This is a genomic window from Pseudomonas sp. Je.1.5.c, from assembly GCF_051129895.1.
GTDB lineage: Bacteria > Pseudomonadota > Gammaproteobacteria > Pseudomonadales > Pseudomonadaceae > Aquipseudomonas > Aquipseudomonas urmiensis.
Genome location: NZ_JBCPSP010000007.1, coordinates 160,128 through 184,159, shown reverse-complemented (window position 1 = coordinate 184,159; position 24,032 = coordinate 160,128). Strand labels below are relative to the sequence as shown.

The window sequence follows — 24,032 nt, the reverse complement described above, 5'->3', positions numbered from 1 at the left end:
GCTTGCCCCGCGATGTTTTTGGGCTTGCGATAGGGCAGGGCGATGGCTGAAACTGAGCTATCGCCTTGCAGCCTTTGGGAGGGCATTTGAAATGGCCCAGGAACTCTACACCCGCACCAACCAGAAACTGTTCTTTGCCGGTCTTGCACTGGAATCCATGGCCAAGGCTGAGCAAAGCCGGGCAATGAACGCCCAGGGGTTGATCCAGGCTGAGCGCGAATCGGCGCTGTTTCACCTGTATGGCGCGCTGCTGGGGTTGTGCCACGAAATCGGTGGTTTCTATCGTCTGCCCCAGGCTAACGCCTCGCGTGCTGAGTTGTTGCTCAACGATGAAGTCCTGCAAAGCGTGGCGATTCCGGAAATGGCCGAGATGCTCGAACTGGCTCGCCAACCGGAAACCTGGCTAGCGCAATTGCTAGCAGCTTATGCCGATTTGTTCCGACCACCTGTCGCCAAGAAAGTCGCCAAAACCGACGTTACCCAGCCGCTGATTCAAGCCATTAATCTTGACCAAGCCGAGCAGCCCGCGCTATCTCGGGAAGAACTGGAAAGCTGGCGGAAAAATCTGAAAGATCTAGTGCGACGGTTTCGTGACGCGTTGAGTGAGTGCTGATAGGCCACTTGGCTGGTACAATGCCCGCCTTTCGTGGAGAACAGCCCTTTATGTCAACGTCCTTTCTTGAAATTGTAGAGTTGCCTGATGGCCGGATCGAGCTGCGTCGCGCCGAAGATGAAGGCTCTCTGGTAACCCTGGATTTCTCCGAGGACGCCAAGGCATTCCTACAGGGGCAGCACGTTGAAGTGGCCAAGGCCATGCTCAGTGTTGGTGTGCAGATGGCAGGCAAGCTGGTCGAAGGTGACTTCGAACGCGAAGAAGGCCCGCGCGTTCTGCACTGAGTTTCAGCTACACGATAGCGATCAATACAGGCAAAGCCTGAACATCAGCCGAGGCGGATGTTCAGGCTTTGTGCATTTCCGCTGTTTGCAGCGCGGGTCAGCTGCTGACGGGTGTTGGCGTTGAGGTTGCCCAGCCAGCTGACCACGGTGTGGCTGTGGCCCAGGCGCAGGGCTTCACAGGCCAGCTGCAGGGCGCTCTGGTTGCCGCCCGGTTGCAGCAGCAGGATGCGTTCGCGGTTAAGGCCTGCATCGCGCAGCCAGGCCTGGGTTAGGCTGGAGGGTGGGGCGATCAGGGTTAGCCAGCGTGCATCTTGCTCTTCGCTCAGGTCGCGTAGCACAGGCGCCAACAGGCTTTGGCAGTGACCCGGCGCACCGCGCAGGGCCAGTTCGCTGAACCGCTCGGGCTGGCTGCTCTTGCGCGCGTGTGCGCTAGCCTTCAGGCCCGGCAGTACCGGTTCGGCCAGAAAGGCTTCGAACAGCGGTAGCTGGGCGGACTGGGGTGCGTGGATGAACTGCTGCATGGCGCCTCCTGGATCAGCGGCGTATGACGCCGACACTCAAGCCCTCGATAACCAGCTCCTGTTGTTTCAGGTCGACTTCGATGGGGGCGAATTCGGGGTTCTCGGCGATCAGCCAGACCTTGCTGCCTTCGCGCTTGAAGCGCTTGACGGTCACTTCATCACCGATACGGGCGACGACGATCTGGCCATTGCGGGCCTCGCGGCAGGTGTGTACCGCCAGCAGGTCGCCGTCGAAGATACCGACGTCCTTCATGCTCATGCCGTGGACACGCAACAGGTAGTCGGCAGGCGGGTGGAAGAAGGTCGGGTTGATGTTGCAGGATTGCTCGATGTGCTGCTCGGCGAGAATCGGCGCACCGGCCGCGACCCGGCCAATGATCGGCAAGCCGCTTTCTTCAGCTTTGGCTTCGTGGCCAGGGATGCGGATGCCGCGGGATGCGCCTGGGGTCATCTCGATTGCACCCTTGCGGGCCAGGGCCTTGAGATGCTCCTCGGCAGCGTTGGGCGACTTGAAGCCCAGTTCCTGGGCAATCTCGGCCCGCGTTGGCGGGAAGCCGTTGTCGTCGAGGCAGCGTTTGATGAAAGCCAGGATCTCGGCTTGGCGGGGCGTCAGTTTCAGCATGGCGAGCGCTCTGTCTTTTTATACAGTGACTGGGATTATATACAGTAGATGGCCCGCTGCAAGCAGTTAACTGAAGAAGATGCGTGAGGGGGCGTATTGCGGGGGCTGCAGCTTGATGCGCAGCGCTGTGTTTTAATGGCGACCCATGGGTCACCGAGCCTTGACAGATGATGGCCTGAAACGTATGTTTCAAACAACTGTTTGTCAGGCCTCGTCCCGGAGTAGTGAGTAGTCATGGCCCAATCGGAAACCGTTGAACGCATTCTCGATGCTGCCGAGCAGCTATTCGCGGAAAGGGGGTTCGCGGAAACCTCGTTGCGGCTTATCACCAGCAAGGCCGGGGTCAACCTGGCGGCGGTGAACTATCACTTCGGCTCCAAGAAGGCCCTGATCCAGGCAGTCTTCTCGCGCTTCCTCGGCCCCTTCTGCGCCAGTTTGGAGCGTGAGCTGGAGCGTCGCCAGGCGCGTCCGGAGAGCAAGCCCAGCCTTGAAGAACTGCTCGAGATGCTGGTCGAGCAGGCGCTGGTGGTGCAGCCGCGCAGCAACAATGACCTGTCGATCTTCATGCGTTTGCTGGGCCTTGCGTTCAGTCAGAGCCAGGGTCACCTGCGGCGCTATCTGGAAGACATGTACGGCAAGGTATTCCGTCGTTACATGTTGCTGGTCAATGAAGCGGCCCCGCGTATTCCGCCGCTTGAATTGTTCTGGCGGGTGCACTTCATGCTCGGCGCGGCGGCGTTCAGCATGTCGGGTATCAAGGCCCTGCGGGCGATAGCCGAGACCGATTTCGGCATCAATACCTCGATCGAGCAGGTCATGCGCCTGATGGTGCCGTTCCTGGCGGCCGGTATGCGCGCCGACAGCGGTGTCACCGATGAGGCCATGGCCGCAGCGCAACTGCGCCCGCGGGCCAAGTCCAGCGCCTCCAGCACCCCCGCCAAGGCCTGAGCGCCGAGGCTGGGCGAGCAAGGGCAGTTGGGCTAAGCTAGCGCCCATGCCCGACCTCGATTTCCTGCACATTTCCCTCGCCGACCAGCACCTCTACGGTTTTGCCCATGGGCAGTTGCGTCTACGCCTGGCGGTTTCCACCGCGCGCAACGGTGCCGGTGAGCTCAATGGTTCTGGATGCACCCCACGCGGCTTGCATCAGGTGCGGGCCAAGATCGGCGCCGGCTTGCCCCTAGGCGCTGTGTTGAGCAGTCGCCGCTGGACGGGTGAGGTCTGGTCGCCGGCGCTGCACGCAGCATTTCCCGGGCGTGACTGGATCCTCAGTCGCATCCTCTGGCTCAGTGGCTGCGAACCCGGGGTCAATCGTCTGGGTCGGCGCGACACGTTTCGCCGCTACATCTATCTGCACGGCACGCCGGATACGCAACCGCTGGGTATACCCCTGTCCCATGGCTGCGTACGCCTGCGCAATGTTGATTTACTGGACCTGTTCGATCACGTACCCGCCCACTGCCCGGTGCGGATCGACGAGGCCGCATGCCCGCAATGGCTTTCCCTGAATATCGAATGAAGGACTTTCCATGACTGCCAGCCTGCAAGGCTCCCTGATGGTCGACATCGCCGGTTACTGGCTGACCGCCGAGGACCGGCATCTGCTGCGCCAGCCCGAAGTGGCCGGCCTGATCATCTTTGCGCGTAACATCGACAGCCCGCGCCAGGTGCGTGAGCTGTGCGCTTCGATTCGCGCCATTCGCCCTGACCTGATTCTTGCCGTCGATCAGGAAGGTGGCCGGGTCCAGCGCTTGCGCCAAGGCTTTGTGCGCCTGCCAGCGATGCGCGCAATCGCTGATAACGACAACGCCGAGTACCTGGCCGAGCAGTGCGGGTGGCTGATGGCCACCGAGGTGTTGGCGGTGGGCCTGGACTTGAGCTTCGCGCCGGTGCTGGATCTCGATCATCAGCGCAGCGCAGTGGTGGGTAGTCGTGCGTTCGAGGGTAATCCTGAGCGTGCCACGCAGCTGGCCGGTGCGTTTATCCGCGGCATGAATGCTGCGGGTATGGCCGCTTGCGGCAAGCACTTCCCGGGGCATGGTTGGGCCGAGGCCGATTCGCATGTGGCGATTCCCACTGACGAGCGCAGCCTTGAGCAACTGCGCCAGGCCGACCTGGTGCCCTTCACCCGTCTTAGCGGCCAATTGGCGGCGGTAATGCCGGCGCATGTCATTTACCCGCAAATCGACACTCAGCCTGCTGGTTTTTCCCGACGCTGGTTGCAGGACATCCTGCGCGGCGAGTTGGGCTTCGACGGGGTGATCTTCAGTGATGACCTGTCGATGGCTGGGGCGCATGTGGTGGGCGACGCTGCCAACCGGATCGAGGCGGCGTTGACTGCTGGTTGCGATATGGGCCTGGTATGCAACGACCGGGCAGCGGCGGAGCTCGCCCTGAGTGCGGCGCAGCGCTTGAAGGTCAAGCCGTCGCCGCGGATTGCCGGGATGCGCGGGCGTGGTTTTGCACGCACTGATTATCGGCAGCAGCCGCGTTGGCTGGAGGCGTTGGGGGCCTTGAGGGAGGCGCAGCTGGTCGATTGACAGCTTGGCCCTCATCGCAGGGCAAGCCCGCTCCCACAGCCCCACGATGAGGCTGTGGCGATGGCTATTTGCCGCGCTTGCCTGGCAACGGCGCAAACAGCGCTTCAATCTCCTCATCTCCAAGCCGCCACTGACCCGCCTGGCCGCCATCGAGCAGCCCGGCTGCCAGCGCCGCTTTTTCCTGCTGGAGCAGCTGGATCTTTTCTTCGACTGTCCCCCGGGTAATCAGCTTGAACACGAACACCGGTTTGTCCTGGCCGATGCGGTAGGCGCGGTCGGTAGCCTGGTTCTCGCTGGCGGGGTTCCACCAGGGGTCGTAGTGAATCACGGTATCAGCCGCCGTCAGGTTCAAACCGGTGCCGCCGGCCTTGAGGCTGATCAGGAACACCTCGCTATCACCCTTCTGGAACTGCTGCACCGGCGCGCGCCGGTCACGGGTATCGCCGGTCAGCAGGCTGTAGCGGATCTCGCGTTTCTCAAGCTCTTGCTCGATCAGCGCCAGCATCGAGGTGAACTGCGAAAACAGCAGTACCCGGCGGCCTTCGCTGAGCAGCTCTTCGAGCATCTGCATCAGGCTGCCTAGCTTGCCTTTGTCGGCCTGGTTGCCTTTGCTCTCCACGCTCTTGACCAAACGCAGGTCGCAGCACACCTGGCGCAGCTTGAGCAGGGCGTCGAGGATGACGATCTGGCTGCGCGCTGCGCCATTGCGCGCCAGTTCGTCGCGGACCTTCTTGTCCATCGCCACCCGCACCGCTTCATAGGTATCGCGCTGGGCGTCGCTGAGCTCGACCCAGTGGACCATCTCGGTCTTGGCGGGTAGATCCTGCGCCACTTGCTCTTTGGTGCGTCGCAGCAGGAACGGGCGGATGCGACTGGCCAGGTGGGCCATGCGTTCGTGGTCGCCGTGACGTTCGATCGGGGTGCGGTAGTCGTGGTTGAAGCGTTTGAGATCGCCCAGCCAGCCGGGCATCAGGAAGTGGAACAGCGACCATAGCTCGCCCAGGTTGTTTTCCATCGGCGTGCCCGTCAGGCATAGGCGCTGAGTGGCTTGTAGCTCGCAAACGGCCAGGGCGGCCTTGCTGGTGCTGCTCTTGATGTTCTGCGCCTCGTCGAGCACCAGCGTATGCCAAGGCTGTGCGCGCAGGTGTTCAAGGTCGCGCGGCACCAGGGCGTAGGTGGTCAGAATCAGGTCGTATTCACTCAGCGCGGAAAAATGCTTGCTGCGGCCTGGGCCGTGCAGGGCGAGTACGCGCAAGTCGGGGGCGAAGCGCTGGGCCTCGTCCAGCCAGTTGGGTACCAGGCTGGTGGGCATGACCGCCAGTGCTGGGTGCTGCAGGCGTCCGTGCTGTTTTTCCAGCAGCAGGTGGGCGAGGGTTTGCAGGGTCTTGCCCAGGCCCATGTCGTCGCCAAGGATGCCGCCGGTGCCCATCTCGCGCAGCGCCTGTAGCCAGTTCAGGCCCTGTTGCTGGTAAGGGCGCAAGGTGGCTTTGAGCTGTTTGGGCGGCTCGACCTCCAGCTCGCGGGCGTCACGCAGGCGCCGACCGAGACCGCGTACGTGCTCGCCGCCTTCCCAGTGCAGCGGCAGGTGCTCGATATCGTTAAGGCGGGCGGCGTCGGCTCGGTCCAGGCGCAGGGCGGGGCCTGCGGCGTCCTCGTGCAGGTAGAGCTCGCCGAGGGTGCCCATCACCGCCTTGATGCGGCCGTAGGGCAGGGCTACCCGCAGGGCCGGGCTCTCTGGTCGGCCCCGGTTGAGGTCGATCAGCAGGTGTTCATCGTCATTGCGCCGCGCCAGCTCGCTGGGGCGCAATAGCTCGGGGTTGCTGCGCAGCAGCTGCAGGACGATCGGCAGCAGGCTGTGGCGTTCACCATCGACGACGATGCCTAGTTCCAGATCGAACCATTCATGCCCAGGGGCTTCCTCGACCGTGGCGTACCAGTCGTCCACCTCGCGCAGGTTGAAGGCGAAGTCGCGGTGTACTTCGACCTCCCAGCCGGCCTCGCGCAGGCGCGGCAGGCCTTCGCGGGCGAACTGCAGCCAGGCTTCATCGTCGGGCAGTTGGTGCATATCACCAGCGCTGTCGGGCAGGGCCTTGCTCTGCCGGGTGGCCGGCTTGAAGCCGAACTCACGCAGGGTCTTGCGGATGGCCTGTTCGGCCTGGGGTTGGCGCTGGATGCGCTGGCTGGTCTCGCCGACCAGGCGGGTCAGCGGTTTGTCATCAGTGCCGGTGGCGCGCAGGCCGTCGTAGTCGAAGGCGAGGGCGGCGCGGTGTTGCATCTGGCGCTGCATGCGTCCGGTCTTGGGCATGTAGGCGCTGAATTCGAGGCTACCCAGGGTCAGCCGCGGCGTGGGGGTGAGGCTATCAATGGTTTCGCTGCGCACGGGCGTTGGCGTTGGCACGTGACGGTTCAGGGCGTTCAGGCGATGGCTCAAGGGGATGACCAGGTGTTCGGGTACGTTGGGTGCGCGTGCTAGTTGGCTGGCGATGAAGGGGTCCAGGTCGTGGCTGAGTTTACCCGCCAGGTGATGTTCGGTATCGATGTAATACAGCGGGTCGAGCGGCAGGGCGAGCAGGGGCATGTGTTCATCGTGGTACCAGGCGCCGCGATAACTGCCGTTGTTCAGCCGCACCCAACGAAACGCGGCATGCCGTACCGGCCCGGCGGCGAGGGTTGCCTGGGGTTCGGCGAGCAGCACTCGCCCGGTTGCCAAGGCGTACTCCAACAACTCCGCACCCTTCTTGCCTTCCAGGCAAAGCATGGGCAGTGCTGCGCCTCTGCTCTGGGTATCGATCAGGCGTAGCACGCGTGCGTCTTCGTCGGTGACGTAGCGCGGGGTGTAGTAGATCATCTCCGGCATCGAGGTGATGCGGCTCAGCTTCAGGTGGCCGTCGGCTTGCAGGGTGCCCTTCATCGCTGTCAGCAGCCAGCGCTGTTGGTCAAGGCTGATCTGGTAATAGATGGCCGGGCCTTTGCGCGAGGCTTCGCGGGCTTTGGCGGCTGTGGTTGGCGCTTCCAGGCCCTCCACCCATTTGCTCAGCTCGTGCGGCAAGGCCAGCGTGTGGTCGTTCAGCGCTGGCCGATCGCCCTGCAGGTGAAAAAGGGCGGCGGCGCAGTGCTTGCAATTGATCCCGACCGGGCAGGAGCAGCGTGCCAGGACCCGCAGCCTGCCAGCATTCATCACCAAATTGATCTTCTGGCTGTAGAGATGCCGAGCAGAGCCGGTGCAGGTCGACTCGATGGTGTTGTCGTGGATCGAGTGGAGGGTCACGCGGTCCTGTGCGGCATAGTCGCGACCACGCCCAAGTGCGCCGGGATCGAAATCTGCGGTCCAGCTTTCGTGGTCCCTAAGCAGTTGCTGCGTCTCGCTCTCGCTCACTTCACTGCTCCATCATCTCCGGATCCATCACCGGCAGCTTGCGCGCACCTACCGGCGCGACTTTCAGCAGTAGGGCCAGGTGCCCGCCATCGAGGAAGGTCAGCTGGCCGCTCTTCATGTTGCTGTTGATTTGCTTGAACTGCTCGCTGCGCAGCACGCTGCCATTGCCGTCGAGTTGGTTGACCCAGAAGTTCGCCTCAACGGCGATGAAGCGGCCTTCGGTGAGGCTCAGGTTGCCTTCGATGGGGAAATGGCCGAATTGCTCCTCACCCGCGCCGACGGCAATCCGGCTTGGCTCGCTGCCAAGCTGTTGTTGCCAGGCCTTGTGCAGCAGCACGGTGTAGCTGGGCGTCGCTTCCAGGCGAGTGGCCTCATCGCCCAGCACGGGCGGGCGTTCAGCGTCCTTGGCCAGGCGTGGGGCGCCGGCGCTCCAGTCTTCCGGGGCGAACTGGCTGGTCACTGCCGGCACGTCGTTCTGGCGCACCAGAATCATTTCTACCTGATACAGGCCTTCGGCGAAGGCGGCCGGCGCAAACAGCGTCAGCAGCAAGGTCAGGCAACGGATGGCACGCATGGATCTTCCTTCAGGCAGTCTGTGGGGTCAGGCGCTCGAAGAGCGCCTCCAGGGTATTGAAGCGTTCGTCGGGGCGTTCCATCGGCACCAGGAAGCGGAACTGGGTTGCGCCTTCGAACTTGTAGCGTTTGGGCTGGCCCTGGATCAGTTTGATCAGGGTCAGCGGGTCGACCGGCGTCTGGGCCTCGAACTCGATCTTGCCACCATTGGGGCCGCCGTCGACTTTCTTGATGCCGAGCTTCTCCGCCTGCAGCTTGAGCTGGGTCAGGCGGATCAGGTTCTTGGTCGGCTCTGGCAGCAGGCCGAAGCGATCGATCATTTCCACTTGCAGGTCCTTGAGGCCTTCTTCGTCGGCCGCCGAGGCGATGCGCTTGTACAGGATCAAGCGGGCGTGCACGTCGGGCAGGTAGTCCTCGGGGATCAGTGCCGGCAGGCGCAGGTTGATCTCCGGGCCGCCGCCCAGAGGTTGCTCAAGGTTTGGCTGGGTGCCCTTGCGAATGGCCTTGACCGCGCGCTCGAGCATTTCCATGTAGAGGGTAAAGCCCACTGCCTGGATCTGCCCGCTCTGGCCTTCGCCGAGCAGCTCACCGGCACCACGGATTTCCAGGTCGTTGGTGGCCAGCACGAAGCCTGCGCCCAGGTCCTGGGTATTGGCGATGGCCTCCAGGCGTTTCTCGGCGTCGCTGCTGACTTTCTGCCGGGCGGGCGTGAGCAGGTAGGCGTAGGCCTGGTGGTGGCTACGACCGACCCGACCGCGCAGCTGGTGCAACTGGGCCAGGCCGAACTTGTCGGCACGCTCGATGACGATGGTGTTGGCGCTGGGCACGTCGATGCCGGTCTCGATGATGGTCGAGGCGATCAGTACATTGAAGCGCTTGTGATAGAAGTCGCTCATCACCTGTTCCAGCTCACGCTCGCGCATCTGCCCGTGGCCGATGCCGATACGAGCTTCGGGAACCAGCTCGGCAAGGTCGGCGGCGCATTTTTCGATGGTTTTCACATCGTTGTGCAGGTAGTACACCTGGCCGCCACGCAACAGCTCACGCAGCAGTGCTTCTTTGACCGTGCTGTTGTTCTGCTCCATGACGAAGGTGCGCACCGACAGCCGGCGCGCCGGCGGGGTGGCGATGATCGACAGATCGCGCATGCCGGCCACGGCCATGTTCAGGGTGCGCGGAATAGGCGTGGCGGTCAGGGTGAGGATATCCACTTCGCTGCGCAGGGCCTTGAGCTGTTCTTTCTGACGCACGCCAAAGCGGTGTTCTTCGTCGATCACCACCAGGCCGAGGTCTTTGAAGCGCACATCGTCCTGCAGCAGCTTGTGGGTGCCGATGAGGATGTCGATCTTGCCTTCGGCGAGGTCTGCAGCGGCGCTGGCGATATCCTTGGCCGACTTGAAGCGGCTCATCACCTCGACCGTCACCGGCCAATCGGCGAAGCGGTCACGGAAGCTGTTGTAGTGCTGCTGGGCGAGCAGGGTGGTAGGCACCAGCACGGCCACCTGACGACCACTGTGCACGGCGATGAAAGCGGCGCGCATGGCCACTTCGGTCTTGCCAAAGCCGACGTCGCCGCAGACCAGGCGGTCCATCGGCTTGCCGGCGAGCATGTCGGCGCGCACCGCTTCGATGGCGTTCTGCTGGTCGGGGGTTTCCTCGAACGGGAAGCCGGCGCTGAAGGTGGCGTAGTCGGCGGCAGGGTCGGCGAAGGCATAGCCTTTGCGCGCGGCGCGGCGGGCATAGATGTCGAGCAGCTCGGCGGCGACGTCACGCACTTGCTCGGCAGCTTTGCGCTTGGCCTTCTGCCAGGTTTCCGAGCCCAGGCGGTGCAACGGCGCCAGGGCGTCATCGCTGCCGGTGTAGCGGGCGATCAGGTGCAGGTTGGCCACTGGCACATACAGCTTGGCGTTCTCGGCGTATTCGAGGGTCAGGAACTCGGCGGCCTGGCCGTCGATTTCCAGCGTCGCCAGGCCCAGGTAGCGGCCTACGCCATGGTCGATGTGCACCACCGGGGCGCCTTCGCGCAGCTCGGTAAGGTTCTTGATCACCGCATCGTTGGCAGCTTCGCCGCGTTTTTCGCGGCGGCGGCGCTGCATCACCCGTTGGCCGAACAGCGGGCTCTCGGCGATCAGGGCGATGGCCGGGTCGTCCAGCAGCAGGCCGTCGTCGAGTGGGGCGATGGTGATTGCCAGGCGCTCTTTGCCGGTGACGAAATCGGTCCAGCCTTCGACTGTCTGTGGCCGTAGCTTGAGGCGTTCGAGCAGCTCCAGCAGCACCTCGCGGCGGCCTGCCGACTCAGCGGTGAACAGCACCCGCCCAGGGAACTGGTCGAGGAAGTTCGCCAGCGCCGCCAGAGGCTGGTTGGCCTTGGCTTCGATGGCCAGGTTGGGCAGGGCGCGCCCGGGGAACCGTTCGCGGCCGGCGCCGGGCTCGACGTCGTCACTGCTGACCACCACGCGTGGCCACTGTTTGAGCTGGGCGAAGCAGTCCTCGACCGGCAGGAACAACTCTGCTGGCGGCAACAGCGGGCGGGTCAGGTCGCCGCGGCGATCCTCATAGCGCCCACGCACATCATTCCAGAAGTGCTCCGCCGCCTGTTCGACGCCCGGCAACGAAAACACCTGGGTGTCGGCCGGCAGGTAATCGAACAGGGTCGAGGTTTCCTCGAAGAACAGCGGCAGGTAATACTCGATGCCGGCCGGAATGATCCCGCTGGCCAAGTCCTGGAAGATCGCGCTGCGCCGGAAATCGACATCGAAGCGTTCGCGAAAGCGCGCCTTGAAGCGGGTCACTTCCTCTTTCTGCATCGGGAACTCGCGCGCCGGCAGCAGGCGCACCGAGTCGACCTTGTCGATCGAACGCTGGGTTTCTGGGTCGAACGTGCGCAGGGTCTCGATTTCGTCGTCGAACAGGTCGATCCGGTAGGGCAGCTTGCTGCCCATCGGGTAGAGATCGATCAGTGCCCCGCGCACGGCGAACTCGCCATGCTCGTAGACGGTGTCGACGCAGCGATAGCCGCTGGCCTCCAGGCGGGTGCGCATCTGTTCGACGTCAATCGTCTGGCCAACGTCCAGCACCAGGCTGCTGCCGAGCAGGAACCGCGTCGGCGCCAGGCGGTGCAGGGCAGTGGTGATCGGCACGACCAGAATGCCGTGATCCAGCTCTGGCAGCCGATACAGGCTGGCAATACGCTGGGAGATGATGTCCTGGTGCGGCGAGAACAGGTCGTAGGGCAGGGTTTCCCAGTCGGGGAACGGCAGCACCGGCAGGTCCGGGGCGAAGAAGCGCAGCTCCTGCTCCAGACGATCGGCCGCCTGGCTGTCGGCGGTCAGCAACAGGGTGAACCGGCGGGCGCCGCTGGCGGCCTCGGCGATGGCCAGGCTGAGGGCGGCACCGGGCAGGTTGCCCCAGGTTTGTTTGCCGGCTGTGGCCGACATTTGCGGTAGGCGCAGAACTGACACGGGAGATTGCACTCCAAGCGTTGCGGCAAAGAGGTCGATTGTACCGACGCCAGTGCCGGCTGTCAGGCTCGCGAGGGCCAGAACAGCGCGGTGTGGCGACGGCGACAGGCGCTCATTGCCCGATACGCTGTGGGGCGTCATAATGTAGCCCCTTTTTTCTCCCCCTACATGTGGAAGGTTCCCGTGACTCAGAAGCCCGACCAGTGTCTTGGTGAGTGGATCGATCGTGAAGCGCTTGCTGAAGCGATGATCCCGCTTATCGGTCAGCTCTACCGCAATAACAACGTGGTGAGCTCGATCTATGGCCGCAGCCTGATCAACCGTTCGGTTATCTCGATCCTCAAAGCCCACCGCTTTGCGCGTCACCGTCAGAGCGACGAGACCGAGCTGTCCGTCCACGAGACATTCCCGCTGCTCAAAGCGATGAGCGAGCTGAAACTGGGCGCCGCTTCGGTCGACCTGGGCAAGCTGGCCAACAAGTTCAAGCTCGAAGGCAATGGCCGCAGCGCCGAGCAGTTCGTGCGCGAAGAGCTGGCTGACGTGGTTGGCCAACAGAACGCCTCGGCGCGCAAAGGCACCGACGTTGTCCTGTACGGCTTCGGCCGCATCGGCCGCCTGCTGGCGCGCATCCTGATCGAAAAAACCGGTGGTGGCGACGGCCTGCGTCTGCGCGCCATCGTCGTGCGCAAAGGCGCCGAGAACGACCTGGTCAAGCGTGCCAGCCTGCTGCGTCGTGACTCGGTGCACGGCCCGTTCGATGGCACCATCACCATCGACGAAGCCAACAACACCATCACCGCCAACGGCAACCTGATCCAGGTTATCTACGCGAAGAACCCAAGCGAAGTCGACTACACCCAGTACGGCATCGAAAACGCCCTGATCGTCGACAACACCGGCGTATGGCGTGACGCTGACGGCCTCGGCCAGCACCTGGCTTGCCCGGGCGCTGCCCGCGTGATCCTCACCGCTCCTGGCAAAGGCGCGCTGAAGAACATTGTGCATGGCATCAACCATGGCGACATCAGCGCAGATGACAAGATCATCTCCGCCGCCTCCTGCACCACCAACGCCATCGTGCCGGTGCTCAAGGCGATCAACGACCAGTACGGCATCGTCAATGGTCACGTCGAAACCGTTCACTCGTTCACCAACGACCAGAACCTGATCGACAACTTCCACAAGGGCAGCCGTCGTGGCCGCGCCGCGCCGCTGAACATGGTTATCACCGAGACCGGTGCTGCCACTGCTGCTGCCAAGGCGCTGCCAGTGCTCAAGGGCAAGCTGACCGGTAACGCGATCCGCGTTCCGACGCCTAACGTGTCGATGGCCATCCTCAACCTGAATCTCGAGAAGGGCACCAGCCGCGAAGAGATCAACGAGTACCTGCGCCAGACCGCCATGCACTCCGAGCTGCACAAGCAGATCGACTACGTCAGCTCGCAGGAAGTGGTTTCCACTGACTTCGTAGGCTCGCGCCACGCCGGTGTAGTGGACGCTGAAGCGACCATCTGCAATGACAACCGCGTTGTTCTGTACGTCTGGTACGACAACGAATTCGGTTACAGCTGCCAGGTGGTTCGTGTGATGGAAGACATGGCCGGTGTGAACCCGCCAGCGTTTCCACGCTGATTCGCTTGTAAGGCAATGAAAAAACGGGAACCTTCGGGTTCCCGTTTTTTTGTCCAGCCTATTGTGGTGTCTGTGCTGGCGCTATCGCGGGGCAAGCCCGCTCCCACGCAGCACGCTCCCGCGCAGCCTAGTTTCCCACGTAGCCTAGTCTCCCACGTAGCCTAAGCGCCCACGCAGCTTGCGTTGTTATACGTGGGAGCCTAAGCGCCCACGCAGCTTGCGTTGTTATACGTGGGAGCGGGCTTGCCCCGCGATAGCGCCGGCCCAGACAACCGAGACTCAATGAATGCGCGCAACGCTCCTGCTCACCCTGCTACTGCTTGGCGCCTGCGACCAGCGCTCAACCCTGGAGCGCCTCAGCGGACCGACCATGGGCAGCAGCTACAGCATCCAGTACGTGCGTGAAGCCGATGGCCCGCCCCCCGAGCAGGTCCGCCAAGCCGTCGAAGCGATCCTGCACGACATCGACCAGCACTACTCCACCTACCGCAGCGATTCCACCGTCAGTCAGTTCAATCAGCTCTCCGCCAATCAGTGCCTGGCCATGCCCGCCGACCTGCTTGAATTGGTCGACTTCGGCCAACACCTGGCCGAGCAGAGCGCTGGCGCCTTCGATCTCACGGTCGAACCCTTGCTCGACCTGTGGGGCTTTGGCCCCCAAGCCCGTCATGAGCGGGTTCCTGATCCGCACGCTTTGGCCCAGGCCCGCCAGCGCGTCGGCTACCAGCACCTGCGCCGCGAACCGGGCATGCTGTGCAAGGAGGGCGCAGTAGAACTCGACTTCAACAGCATCGCCGCCGGCCATGCCGTCGACCTGATCGCCCAGCGCTTGGCTGCTATGGGCATCGCCAACTTCCTCGCTGAAGCTACTGGGGAGCTCAAGGCAGTAGGGCGCAAGCCCGATGGCAGGCCCTGGCGCATCGCCCTGGAGCTGCCGCGCGCAGACCGCCAGATCGCCCGCCAGGTGATCAGCGTCAATGGCCTGGCCGTGTCGACCTCGGGTGACTATCGCAACTATTTCGAGGAGAATGGCCGGCGCTATTCACACACCTTCGACGCGCGCCTGGGGCGGCCGGTCGAACATGAACTGGCTTCGGTGACCGTGCTCGATGCCTCGGCGCTGCAAGCCGACGGCTATTCGACCTTGTTGTTGATCATGGGGCCGGAGCGTGGCTGGGATTACGCCGTCGCCCATGACATCGCCGCGATTCTGGTGACCCGGGTCGAGGGTGGCTTCGTCTCTCAGGCTACGCCCAGCTTCGAGCGGGCAGTGAAAGGCGAGTGAAAGCGTAGGCAGGGATGATCGGCGCCAGGGAATCGGTGAACGATAACGACAATGTAGTGCAGGCAAAAATGGCCTACGACGCGACCAAGGGTTAATGTGCGCGGCGTTCACGCTTGATTAGACTGCACCCGAATTTTCTCATGGCGCCCCGGCGACATGATCGAGTCCCGCGGCTACCGTGGCCGGCGGGCGAGTTCTGAAGGAGTACGCATGGCTGTCTACAACTACGACGTAGTGGTGCTGGGTTCCGGCCCGGCCGGAGAAGGTGCGGCAATGAACGCCGCCAAAGCAGGGCGCAAGGTGGCGATGGTCGATAGCCGTCGCCAAGTCGGCGGCAACTGCACCCACCTGGGCACCATCCCGTCCAAGGCACTGCGTCACTCGGTGCGGCAGATCATGCAGTTCAACACCAACCCGATGTTCCGTGCCATCGGTGAGCCGCGCTGGTTCTCCTTCCCGGACGTGCTCAAGAGCGCCGAGAAGGTCATCTCCAAGCAAGTCGCCTCGCGCACCGGCTACTACGCGCGCAACCGTGTCGATGTGTTCTTCGGCACCGGCAGCTTCGCCGACGAGCAGACCGTCGAAGTGGTCTGCCCCAATGGCGTGGTCGAGAAACTGGTCGCCAAGCACATCATCATCGCCACCGGTTCGCGCCCCTATCGCCCGGCCGATATCGACTTCCATCACCCACGGGTCTACGACAGCGACACCATCCTCAGCCTGAGCCACACCCCGCGCAAGCTGATCGTCTATGGCGCTGGCGTGATCGGTTGCGAATACGCCTCGATCTTCAGCGGCCTGGGCGTACTGGTCGAGTTGGTCGACAACCGCGGCCAGCTGCTGAGCTTCCTCGATTCGGAAATCTCCCAGGCGCTGAGCTACCACTTCAGTAACAACAACATCACCGTGCGCCATAACGAGGAGTACGAGCGGGTTGAAGGCCTGGACAATGGGGTGATCCTGCACCTGAAGTCGGGCAAGAAGATCAAGGCTGACGCCTTGCTGTGGTGCAACGGCCGCACCGGCAACACCGACAAGCTGGGCCTGGAAAACATCGGCATCAAGGTCAACAGCCGTGGCCAGATCGAGGTCGACGAGGCTTACCGCACCACCGTGCCGAACATCTATGGCGCGGGTGACGTGATCGGCTGGCCGAGCCTGGCCAGCGCTGCCCACGACCAGGGTCGTTCGGCGGCCGGCAGCATTGTCGACAACGGCAGCTGGCGCTTCGTCAACGATGTGCCGACTGGCATCTACACCATTCCGGAGATCAGCTCGATCGGCAAGAACGAGCAGGAGCTGACCCAGGCCAAAGTGCCTTATGAAGTCGGCAAGGCGTTCTTCAAGAGCATGGCCCGCGCGCAGATCGCCGGCGAGCCGCAAGGCATGTTGAAGATCCTGTTCCACCGCGAGACGTTGCAGATCCTCGGCGTGCACTGCTTCGGCTACCAGGCTTCGGAGATCGTCCACATCGGCCAGGCGATCATGGATCAGCCGGGTGAGCGCAACACCCTGAAGTACTTCGTCAACACCACCTTCAACTACCCGACCATGGCCGAAGCCTATCGGGTAGCGGCCTACGACGGCCTGAACCGGCTTTTTTGAGCGGCTCCGGCCGGTGGCCTGAGCCGGTCGGGGAGTGCGGGTTCAGTCCTTCCCAAGGGTGGTCTTGGCCAAACCGGGAAAGTCTGTAATCAGGCTATCAGCGCCAAAGTCGGCGAGTCGGCGCATCAGTGCCGGCTCGTTGACCGTCCACACCGACACGTGCAACCCCTGGCGCTGGGCCTTGATCAGGCGCTCTGGGGTGCATAGCGTCCAGTTCAGAGCCAGCATCTGGCAGTTGTAGTTCTGCGCGACCTTCAGCGGGTCGAGCCAGGCATATTCGGCGACCAACCCACGCGACACGTCCGGGACCAGCTCCAGGGCGGCGCCGAGCACTTCGCGCGAGCTCGAGGTGATGGTGATCTTGTCCAGCAGGCCGTATTGCTGGGCCAGTTCGCGGATCGCCAGCACAGTGCTGGCGGCGCGGGTGCGCGAGGCGCTCTTGACCTCCAGCTGCCAATGCTCGAAATCACACTTCTCGAACAGCTCCTCAAGACGAGGAATCGGGCACGGCTGGACATGGCCTGGGCCGCCCTTGCGAGCGTCGTAGGTGGCAAGGTCGGCGGCAATGTGCTCGACCACCTTGCCGCGCCGGCCGGTGGTGCGCTTGAGGGTCGGGTCGTGGATCACCATCAGCTGGTTGTCGGCCGACAGATGCAGGTCCAGCTCGCAGCGGTTGACGCCGTGCGACAAGCACTTGCGAAAGCTGGTCAGGGTATTTTCGGGCGCTTCGCCCTTGGCGCCGCGATGGCCGTAGATCAGGGTCACGTTCGTTCCTTCAAATCAAAAAGAGCAGGGCTCAGGGGGCGGGATCGTTCTGTTCCAGCGCCTGGCGTCGTTGCTGTTGCTGGCGCTGCAAGATGTAGCGGGCGAGCAGTTGGCGCTGGGCATCGGTCATGTCGATGAATTCGGTGCCGACCTCGTAATCGCCATCCGGGCGCAGGTCGCAGTGGGTGACCCTGCCGCGCAGCAGCAGGCCATGGGCGCGGGGCATCAGCACCATTTTCACTTTGACCCGAGTGCCTGGGTCGATCTGCTGGGCCTGGGCGAACTCGATGCCGCCTTCGGACAGAATCACCCGGTGCGGTTGGCCGATTTCGCCCAGCAGGGTTTGGGCGACCACGGCGCTGAGCAGATCGAGGCGTTTGTTCTGGGCGCGCAGAAACGCGGCGAGGGTGCGGTCTTTGTCACTCAACTGGCGTAGCAGGTGCTGGGATTCGAAGTCCGACAGGTGCAGTTCGCTGAGCAGGTTGAATAGCGGCGAATCATCCTGCAACAGTTCTGGCTCAAGGGCCTCAGCCGCGCTCAAGGGGCTGATTTCCAGTGCGATCCTGTCTTCGATGCGGTAGTATTCGCGGCGATCTTCATCGTCTAATGTCGTCATGGCGAACCCAAGGTTACGGCGGTGGTCCGAGTGTAAAGCCGCCGTAGGCGCCCCGCCACAAGGACGTTCCCTTTCATCCGAACAAGCCCCGACATGTTCAGACCTCTATTCGCATTCATCGGTACGCGTTATACCCGTGCCAAGCGTCGCAATCACTTCGTCTCGTTCATTTCCCTGACCTCGATGATCGGCCTCGCCCTGGGCGTGGTGGTGATGATCGTAGTGCTCTCGGTCATGAACGGTTTCGATCACGAGATGCGTACCCGCGTGCTTGGCATGATCCCTCACGCCACACTTGAGAGCGGCCAACCGATCAATGATTGGCCGGCCCTTGCTCAACAAGTAAAGCAGAATCCGCAAGTGCTGGCGGTGGCGCCCTTCACCCAGATGCAGGGCCTGCTGACCCACGACGGCAAAGTCTCCAAGGTGCTGCTCAATGGCATCGATCCGGCCCGTGAGCGGGAGGTGTCGATCATCGACAACTTCATTCGCGAAGGTAGCCTGGACAAGCTGGCGCCGGGCGAGTGGGGCATCATGATCGGCGACAAGGCCGCCGCCAAACTGGGCGTTGCCATCGGCGACAAGCTGACCTTCGTCGCCCCCGAGGTCAGCGTGACGCCGGCCGGCATGTTCCCGCGCATGAAGCGCTTTACCGTGGTGGGCACCTTCCACGTCGGCGCTGGCGAGATCGACGGTTATATGGGGCTGACCAATATTGCCGATCTGTCCCGCCTGCACCGCTGGAAGCCCGATCAGGTCCAGGGTGTGCGGCTGAAGTTCGACGACCTGTTCCAGGCTCCACGGGTTGCCTGGGATATCGCTCAGCGCCTGGGCGACCAGGAGTTCTACGCCCGCGACTGGACCCGCAGCCACGGCAACCTGTACCAGGCGATTCGCATGGAGAAGGCCATGATCGGCCTGCTGCTGTTGCTGATCGTCGCGGTGGCGGCGTTCAACATCATTTCTACCCTGGTGATGGTGGTCAACGACAAGAAAGGCGACATCGCCATCTTGCGTACGCTCGGCGCCACGCCCGGGCAGATCATGGCCATCTTCATGGTCCAGGGTACGGTCATCGGCGTGGTCGGGACCTTGATCGGCGCCGTCGTCGGCATCATCGCCGCACTCAATGTCAGCGCCGCGATCGCCGGCCTGGAGACGTTGATCGGGCACAAGTTCCTCAACGCCGATGTGTACTTCATCGATTACCTGCCGTCGCAGATCATGGCCCAGGACGTCTGGCAGGTCTGTGGCGCGGCATTGGTCCTGAGTTTCTTCGCCACCCTGTACCCGGCCTGGCGTGCGGCCCGCACCCAGCCTGCAGAGGCGCTACGTTATGAGTGAGTCGCGCATGAGTGATAAAGCCGTTCTGAGTTGCCGCAACCTGGGCAAGTCCTACGACGAGGGCCCGGAGTCGGTGCAGGTGCTGGCCAATCTGCAGCTGGAGCTGCACCCCGGCGAGCGTGTGGCCATCGTCGGTAGCTCAGGTTCGGGCAAGAGTACCTTGCTCAACCTGCTCGGCGGTCTTGATACCCCAAGCCAGGGCAGCGTGTGGTTGGCCGGCGAGGAGTTGTCGGCGCTCGGTGAGCGCGCCCGCGGCCTGCTGCGCAACCGTGCGCTGGGCTTCGTCTACCAGTTCCACCACCTGCTGGCCGAGTTCACCGCTCTGGAAAACGTCTGCATGCCGCTGCTGATCGGTCGCACGCCGATCCCGGAGGCGCGCGAGCGGGCTGAAGCGCTGCTCAAGCGCGTGGGCTTGAGCCATCGCCTGAGCCACAAGCCGGCTGAACTGTCCGGTGGTGAGCGTCAGCGCGTGGCGATTGCCCGGGCGCTGGTCAATCGGCCAGGCCTGGTGATGCTCGATGAGCCGACCGGCAACCTCGACCACCACACCGCCCAAGGTATTCAGGAGCTGATGCAAGAGCTTTCCAGCGCTTCGCAAACCGCTTTCCTGGTGGTCACCCACGACCTCAACCTGGCGCGTCAGATGGACCGCGTATTGAAGCTCGAAGACGGCCACCTGGTGGCGATCTGAGTCGCTTGCCCGGGGCGGGATAAACCGCCCCGCAACTTTTTTCTTGGGTGTTCTCGTACATGTTCAGACCCTTGCCCTTGTTCATCGGTGCTCGCTACACCCGTGCCAAGCGCCGCAATCACTTCATCTCGTTCATCTCCATGACCTCGATGATCGGCCTGTCCCTGGGCGTGCTGGCGATGATCGTGGTGCTGTCGGTGATGAACGGCTTCCAGCGTGAGATGAGCTCGCGCATTCTCGGCTTGGTGCCGCATGCCAGCATCCTTGGCGTGCAACCGCTGGATGATTGGCAAAAAGTCGCCGATGCCGCGCTGAAGAACCCGGCAGTGATCGCCGCGGCGCCGATTACCGAAATGGAAGGCATGCTGTCCTACAAGGGCGCGATGCAGCCGATTCAGGTGGGCGGTATCGACCCGGCCGAAGAGGGCAAGGTTTCCATCGTGGGTCAGCACATCGTCCAAGGCAGCCTGCAAGACCTGGTGCCGGGTGAATACGGCGTGGTCATCGGCGAGCTGACGGCGCGACGTTTCCGCCTCAATACCGGAGACAAACTCACCCTGATCGTTCCTGAGATCAGCAAGGCGCCGGGCGGTATCACCCCGCGCATGCAGCGCCTGACCGTGGTTGGCATCTTCAAGGTTGGCGCCGAACTGGATGGCTCGCAGGCCTACATCAACGTCGCCGATGCCGGCGAGATGCAGCGTTGGGCACCGGGCAGCGTGCAGGGCGTGCGGCTCAAGTTGCATGACTTGTATGCCGCGCCGCAGGTGTCCAAGGCAATTGCTGCGCAGCTGGGGGCGGCCTATCACGCTGATGACTGGTCGCACACCCAAGGCAGCCTGTTCAGCGCCATGAAGATGGAAAAGACCATGATCGGCTTGCTGCTGATGATGATCATCGCGGTGGCGGCGTTCAACATCATCGCCACCTTGGTGATGGTGGTGAACGACAAGGGTTCGGACATCGCCATCTTGCGCACCATCGGCGCCACGCCTGCGCAAATCATGGGGACGTTCATGGTCCAGGGCAGCTTGATCGGTATTGTCGGCACCTTGATCGGTGGCGTGCTTGGGGTGATTGCCGCCCTAAACGTCAGCCAGATCGTTGGCTGGCTGGAGCGGGTCAGTGGCCAGCATATCTTCACATCCGATGTGTACTTCATCAGCAGCCTGCCTTCGCAGCTGCAATGGGCGGATGTGGCGATTATCTGCACGGCAGGGTTGGTGATGAGCTTCCTGGCGACTATCTATCCGGCGTACCGCGCTTCGCAAATCGAGCCGGCCATGGCGCTGCGTTACGAGTGATGGGTTGGGGGCCGCTTTACCGCGGCCCCGGTCATCCCGGTAGGTTGATCACAAACCGCGTCCAGCCACCCTCACATTCCGCCCGAATCCCCCCGCCATGCGCCTGGACAATCGACCGGGTAATCGCCAGTCCCAAGCCCGCATGCTCGCTGCTGCCTTCTCGTCGCGCAGGATCAGCCCGGTAGAAGCGATCAAACAAGCGCTGCAACGCCCCCGCCTCAATCGCAGGCCCGGTATTGGCCACCGTGATACTCAACCCCGCCGTCAAGCTCACCTTGATCGTGCCTCCTTGAGGGGTGAAGCGCAGCGCATTGTCCAGCAGGTTGGAAAGCGCCCGCCGCAGCATGTGCCGATCGCCCTCGATCGTCGCCGCGCCCTCGCGTAGCAGTTGCACGTCGCTTTCCTCGGCCAGCGCAGCGTAGTAGTCGAGCAGGGCATCGACCTCCGCAGCCAACTCCAGCGGCTGGCGGTTGGGCATCAACAAGCCATGGTCAGCCTTGGCCAGGTAGAGCATGTCGTTGACCAGTTGGGCCATCCACTGCAGCTCTTCGAGGTTGCCATGCAGCGCTTCGCGATACTCTTCCAGGCTGCGTGGACGGGTCAGGGTGACTTGGGTGTGGGTCAGCAGGTTGGACAGCGGCGTGCGCAGCTCATGGGCAATATCGGCAGAAAATGCCGAGAGCCGCTGGAAGGCGTCATCCAGCCGCTGCAGCATGGCGTTCACCGTGCTGGCCAACTGCGCCAACTCTTCGGGCATCTGCGCCACCGGCAGGCGCGTGGTCAGGGAGTGGGCACTGACGCTCGCCGCCACTTCGCCGATCTGCCTTAACGGTCGTAGCCCGCGCCGCGCAGCCCAGGCGCCGAGCAGGGCGGTGGCCAGTGCCGACAGGCCGACGGTGAGCCAGATCAGTCGCTGCATGCCCTGCAAGAAATGTTGGTGGTGGGTGATGTCGAGGAACAGGGTTAGTTGCGCGGCGTGCTCAGCGTGCTCATCGAGCGGCACGGACAGGCTGCGGTAATCGACGCTGTCGGCACGCAAGGTGGCTAGGCCAGGTTGTACAGCATCCTCTGGCAGCCCAGGGCGACTCTGGAACCACAGCTCGCCTTCGGCGCCACGAATACGCAGCGCGAGATCGGCCTGGTGGCTGAGCTCACCGCGCAGCGCTGGCAGTCTGGCGGCCAGTTTGTCCGCCGAGTCGACCCCAGCCAGTTGGCTGCGCAGCTGCGACAGACGGGCGCCGAGCAGTTGTTGGTCGAGTTCGACGAAGTGGTGTTTGCTGGCATGGCTGAACAACAGCCCGGCAGTCAATGACACTGCCGCGGTACAGGCGGCGAACAGCAGGGCCAGACGGCTGCCCAGCGACAATCGGCGCATCAGTCCTGGCGCTCCTCAAGTACGTAGCCCATGCCGCGCACGGTGTGGATCAGCTTGTTGCGATGGGCATCATCGATCTTCAGGCGCAAGCGGCGGATGGCGACTTCGATGACATTGGTGTCGCTGTCGAAATTCATGTCCCAGACTTGGGAAGCTATCAATGACTTGGGTAGTACCTCGCCTTGGCGACGCAACAGCAGTTCGAGCAGGGCGAACTCCTTGGCGGTAAGGTCGATGCGCTGGCCGGCGCGCTCGGCGCGGCGACGAATCAGGTCCAGACGCAGGTCGGCGAGGGTCAGCGTGGTGTCCAAACTGGGGCTGGCACCGCGTCGTAACAGGCTGCGCACGCGCGCTAACAGCTCGGAGAAGGCAAACGGCTTGACCAGGTAATCGTCCGCGCCGAGTTCCAGGCCGTGCACCCGATCTTCCACGGCATCGCGCGCGGTCAGAAACAGCACTGGCGTCTCTAGGCCCGCCTGACGTACGGCCTGAAGGATCTGCCAGCCGTCACGGCCAGGTAGCATCACATCGAGGATCAACAGCGCGTGATCGCCGGTCAGCGCCAGGTGCAGGCCGGTTTCGCCATCGGCGGCAAGCTCGGTGGCGAAGCCTGCTTCGCTCAGGCCCTGGCGCAGGTAATGGCCGGTCTTGGCCTGGTCCTCGACGATCAGCAGTTTCATGCACGGTCCTTCTCAAGTTGAAGCCCATCGCCCGGTTGGATGCGCTGGCGTGCGGAAATGATACGTGATGGTTTTGCCCTTCGCCCAAGCTGACAAAGTTGTAATCTTCCCGTCAGCTAGCTGCCAGTCATTGCCCCATAAAGTCGCCTCATCATCGCTGTAACCCCCGGAGTAGATATGAAACACCCGTTCATTGCCGCCGCTCTTGCGCTGTTCAGCCTGCCTGTGCTGGCTGATAGCAGCCACGGCTTCGCCTTTGGCGAGCCAGCCCCGGCAGCCAAGGCCACGCGCACCGTCGAGGTCGTGCTCAAGGACATTTCCTTCGAACCGAAAAGCCTGCAGGTAAAAGCCGGTGAAACGGTGCGCTTCGTCCTCATCAACCAAGGCCAATTGCCCCACGAGTTCAACCTGGGCGACAAGGCCATGCACGTCGAGCACCAGAAACAGATGATCGCCATGCAGGGCAAGCTGTTCACCGCCGGGATGAATCACGAGGGCATGGACCACAACCAAATGGCCCATGGCGAGCACGGCCATGCGGGAGGCAATACGGTACTGCTGCAGCCGGGGCAGCGCGGCGAGTTGACCTGGACCTTCCGCACCTCGGCACCGATCGAATTCGCCTGCAACGTGCCCGGTCACTACCAGGCTGGCATGGTCGGGCCGTTGACCATCGAGTGACTTGCTGCCCAAGGCGGGGTGCAAAACCGGTAGACTAGTTGCAGTTTCGAACTTTCAGGTCAGA

General features: G+C 63.1%; 21 protein-coding genes. 12 read left to right on the top strand and 9 right to left on the bottom strand.

Annotated features, from left to right (window positions below; genetic code table 11):
• Positions 1-91 precede the first annotated feature (91 nt).
• Positions 92-613 (top strand): DUF6586 family protein, encoded by a 522-nt coding sequence (locus tag AAZU54_RS08725; protein ID WP_186556332.1) that lies wholly within the window; start codon positions 92-94, stop codon positions 611-613.
• 50 nt (positions 614-663) lie between these two features.
• Entirely contained in the window at positions 664-897 is a 234-nt protein-coding gene (locus AAZU54_RS08720) for a hypothetical protein (protein WP_138220148.1), read from the top strand.
• Positions 898-941: 44 nt separating this feature from the next.
• Here AAZU54_RS08720 and sulA read toward each other — a convergent pair whose 3' ends face one another.
• On the bottom strand, positions 942-1,418 hold the full coding sequence (gene sulA, locus AAZU54_RS08715; protein ID WP_186556333.1) for an SOS-induced cell division inhibitor SulA: 477 nt from the start codon (positions 1,416-1,418) through the stop codon (positions 942-944).
• A gap of 13 nt (positions 1,419-1,431) precedes the next feature.
• On the bottom strand, positions 1,432-2,040 hold the full coding sequence (gene lexA / locus AAZU54_RS08710; RefSeq protein WP_264235430.1) for a transcriptional repressor LexA: 609 nt from the start codon (positions 2,038-2,040) through the stop codon (positions 1,432-1,434).
• Positions 2,041-2,274: 234 nt separating this feature from the next.
• On the opposite strand from lexA, the gene AAZU54_RS08705 reads away from it, so the two are divergent.
• From AAZU54_RS08705 to nagZ, 3 genes are read left to right on the top strand one after another with little or no spacing between them, the layout of a single operon-like run.
• Positions 2,275-2,988, top strand: a complete 714-nt coding sequence (locus AAZU54_RS08705) for a TetR/AcrR family transcriptional regulator (protein WP_264235431.1) — start codon at positions 2,275-2,277, stop codon at positions 2,986-2,988.
• 46 nt (positions 2,989-3,034) lie between these two features.
• Positions 3,035-3,559, top strand: coding sequence for a L,D-transpeptidase family protein (locus AAZU54_RS08700; RefSeq protein ID WP_434727008.1), 525 nt, complete (start codon positions 3,035-3,037; stop codon positions 3,557-3,559).
• Positions 3,560-3,581: 22 nt separating this feature from the next.
• On the top strand, positions 3,582-4,580 hold the full coding sequence (nagZ, locus tag AAZU54_RS08695) for a beta-N-acetylhexosaminidase (RefSeq protein WP_186556357.1): 999 nt from the start codon (positions 3,582-3,584) through the stop codon (positions 4,578-4,580).
• A gap of 64 nt (positions 4,581-4,644) precedes the next feature.
• Here the strand turns inward: nagZ and AAZU54_RS08690 are convergent, their stop codons facing one another.
• From AAZU54_RS08690 to mfd, 3 genes are read right to left on the bottom strand one after another with little or no spacing between them, the layout of a single operon-like run.
• Positions 4,645-7,956, bottom strand: coding sequence for an SNF2-related protein (locus AAZU54_RS08690; RefSeq protein ID WP_405128799.1), 3,312 nt, complete (start codon positions 7,954-7,956; stop codon positions 4,645-4,647).
• A gap of 1 nt (position 7,957) precedes the next feature.
• Positions 7,958-8,530 (bottom strand): peptidoglycan binding protein CsiV, encoded by a 573-nt coding sequence (locus AAZU54_RS08685; protein ID WP_186556338.1) that lies wholly within the window; start codon positions 8,528-8,530, stop codon positions 7,958-7,960.
• Between the two features lie 10 nt (positions 8,531-8,540).
• The gene (mfd, locus tag AAZU54_RS08680) at positions 8,541-11,990 is read right to left on the bottom strand and encodes a transcription-repair coupling factor (protein ID WP_186556339.1); all 3,450 of its coding nucleotides are present in this window, start codon (positions 11,988-11,990) and stop codon (positions 8,541-8,543) included.
• A 168-nt stretch (positions 11,991-12,158) separates the two neighbouring features.
• On the opposite strand from mfd, the gene AAZU54_RS08675 reads away from it, so the two are divergent.
• From AAZU54_RS08675 to sthA, 3 genes are all read left to right on the top strand, one after another.
• Positions 12,159-13,622: a glyceraldehyde-3-phosphate dehydrogenase gene (locus AAZU54_RS08675; RefSeq protein ID WP_186556340.1), complete on the top strand. Its 1,464-nt coding sequence runs from the start codon at positions 12,159-12,161 to the stop codon at positions 13,620-13,622.
• A gap of 286 nt (positions 13,623-13,908) precedes the next feature.
• Positions 13,909-14,907 carry an FAD:protein FMN transferase gene (locus tag AAZU54_RS08670; protein WP_186556341.1) on the top strand — a complete coding sequence of 333 codons (999 nt, stop codon included), beginning with the start codon at positions 13,909-13,911 and terminating at the stop codon, positions 14,905-14,907.
• Between the two features lie 210 nt (positions 14,908-15,117).
• Positions 15,118-16,512 (top strand): Si-specific NAD(P)(+) transhydrogenase, encoded by a 1,395-nt coding sequence (gene sthA, locus AAZU54_RS08665; RefSeq protein ID WP_186556342.1) that lies wholly within the window; start codon positions 15,118-15,120, stop codon positions 16,510-16,512.
• Positions 16,513-16,554: 42 nt separating this feature from the next.
• On the opposite strand, the gene AAZU54_RS08660 is transcribed toward sthA, so the two are convergent.
• Both AAZU54_RS08660 and AAZU54_RS08655 read right to left on the bottom strand, forming a co-directional pair.
• Positions 16,555-17,277, bottom strand: a complete 723-nt coding sequence (locus AAZU54_RS08660; protein WP_186556343.1) for a glycerophosphodiester phosphodiesterase — start codon at positions 17,275-17,277, stop codon at positions 16,555-16,557.
• A gap of 31 nt (positions 17,278-17,308) precedes the next feature.
• Positions 17,309-17,893, bottom strand: coding sequence for a PilZ domain-containing protein (locus tag AAZU54_RS08655; RefSeq protein WP_186556344.1), 585 nt, complete (start codon positions 17,891-17,893; stop codon positions 17,309-17,311).
• Positions 17,894-17,986: 93 nt separating this feature from the next.
• Here AAZU54_RS08655 and AAZU54_RS08650 point away from each other — a divergent pair, with 93 nt between their 5' ends.
• From AAZU54_RS08650 to AAZU54_RS08640, 3 genes are read left to right on the top strand one after another with little or no spacing between them, the layout of a single operon-like run.
• Positions 17,987-19,237: a lipoprotein-releasing ABC transporter permease subunit gene (locus AAZU54_RS08650; protein ID WP_186556345.1), complete on the top strand. Its 1,251-nt coding sequence runs from the start codon at positions 17,987-17,989 to the stop codon at positions 19,235-19,237.
• A gap of 7 nt (positions 19,238-19,244) precedes the next feature.
• The gene (gene lolD / locus AAZU54_RS08645) at positions 19,245-19,928 is read left to right on the top strand and encodes a lipoprotein-releasing ABC transporter ATP-binding protein LolD (protein ID WP_186556346.1); all 684 of its coding nucleotides are present in this window, start codon (positions 19,245-19,247) and stop codon (positions 19,926-19,928) included.
• A gap of 59 nt (positions 19,929-19,987) precedes the next feature.
• Positions 19,988-21,232, top strand: coding sequence for a lipoprotein-releasing ABC transporter permease subunit (locus AAZU54_RS08640; protein WP_186556347.1), 1,245 nt, complete (start codon positions 19,988-19,990; stop codon positions 21,230-21,232).
• A 31-nt stretch (positions 21,233-21,263) separates the two neighbouring features.
• Here the strand turns inward: AAZU54_RS08640 and AAZU54_RS08635 are convergent, their stop codons facing one another.
• Both AAZU54_RS08635 and AAZU54_RS08630 read right to left on the bottom strand, forming a co-directional pair.
• The gene (locus AAZU54_RS08635) at positions 21,264-22,607 is read right to left on the bottom strand and encodes a heavy metal sensor histidine kinase (RefSeq protein ID WP_312154311.1); all 1,344 of its coding nucleotides are present in this window, start codon (positions 22,605-22,607) and stop codon (positions 21,264-21,266) included.
• A complete protein-coding gene (locus AAZU54_RS08630; RefSeq protein WP_186556349.1) occupies positions 22,607-23,287 on the bottom strand; it encodes a heavy metal response regulator transcription factor in 681 nt (226 codons plus the stop codon). Before AAZU54_RS08630 ends, AAZU54_RS08635 begins: the two co-directional genes overlap by 1 nt.
• A 177-nt stretch (positions 23,288-23,464) precedes the next feature.
• On the opposite strand from AAZU54_RS08630, the gene AAZU54_RS08625 reads away from it, so the two are divergent.
• The gene (locus AAZU54_RS08625) at positions 23,465-23,968 is read left to right on the top strand and encodes a cupredoxin domain-containing protein (protein ID WP_405128795.1); all 504 of its coding nucleotides are present in this window, start codon (positions 23,465-23,467) and stop codon (positions 23,966-23,968) included.
• The last annotated feature ends 64 nt before the right edge of the window (positions 23,969-24,032 follow it).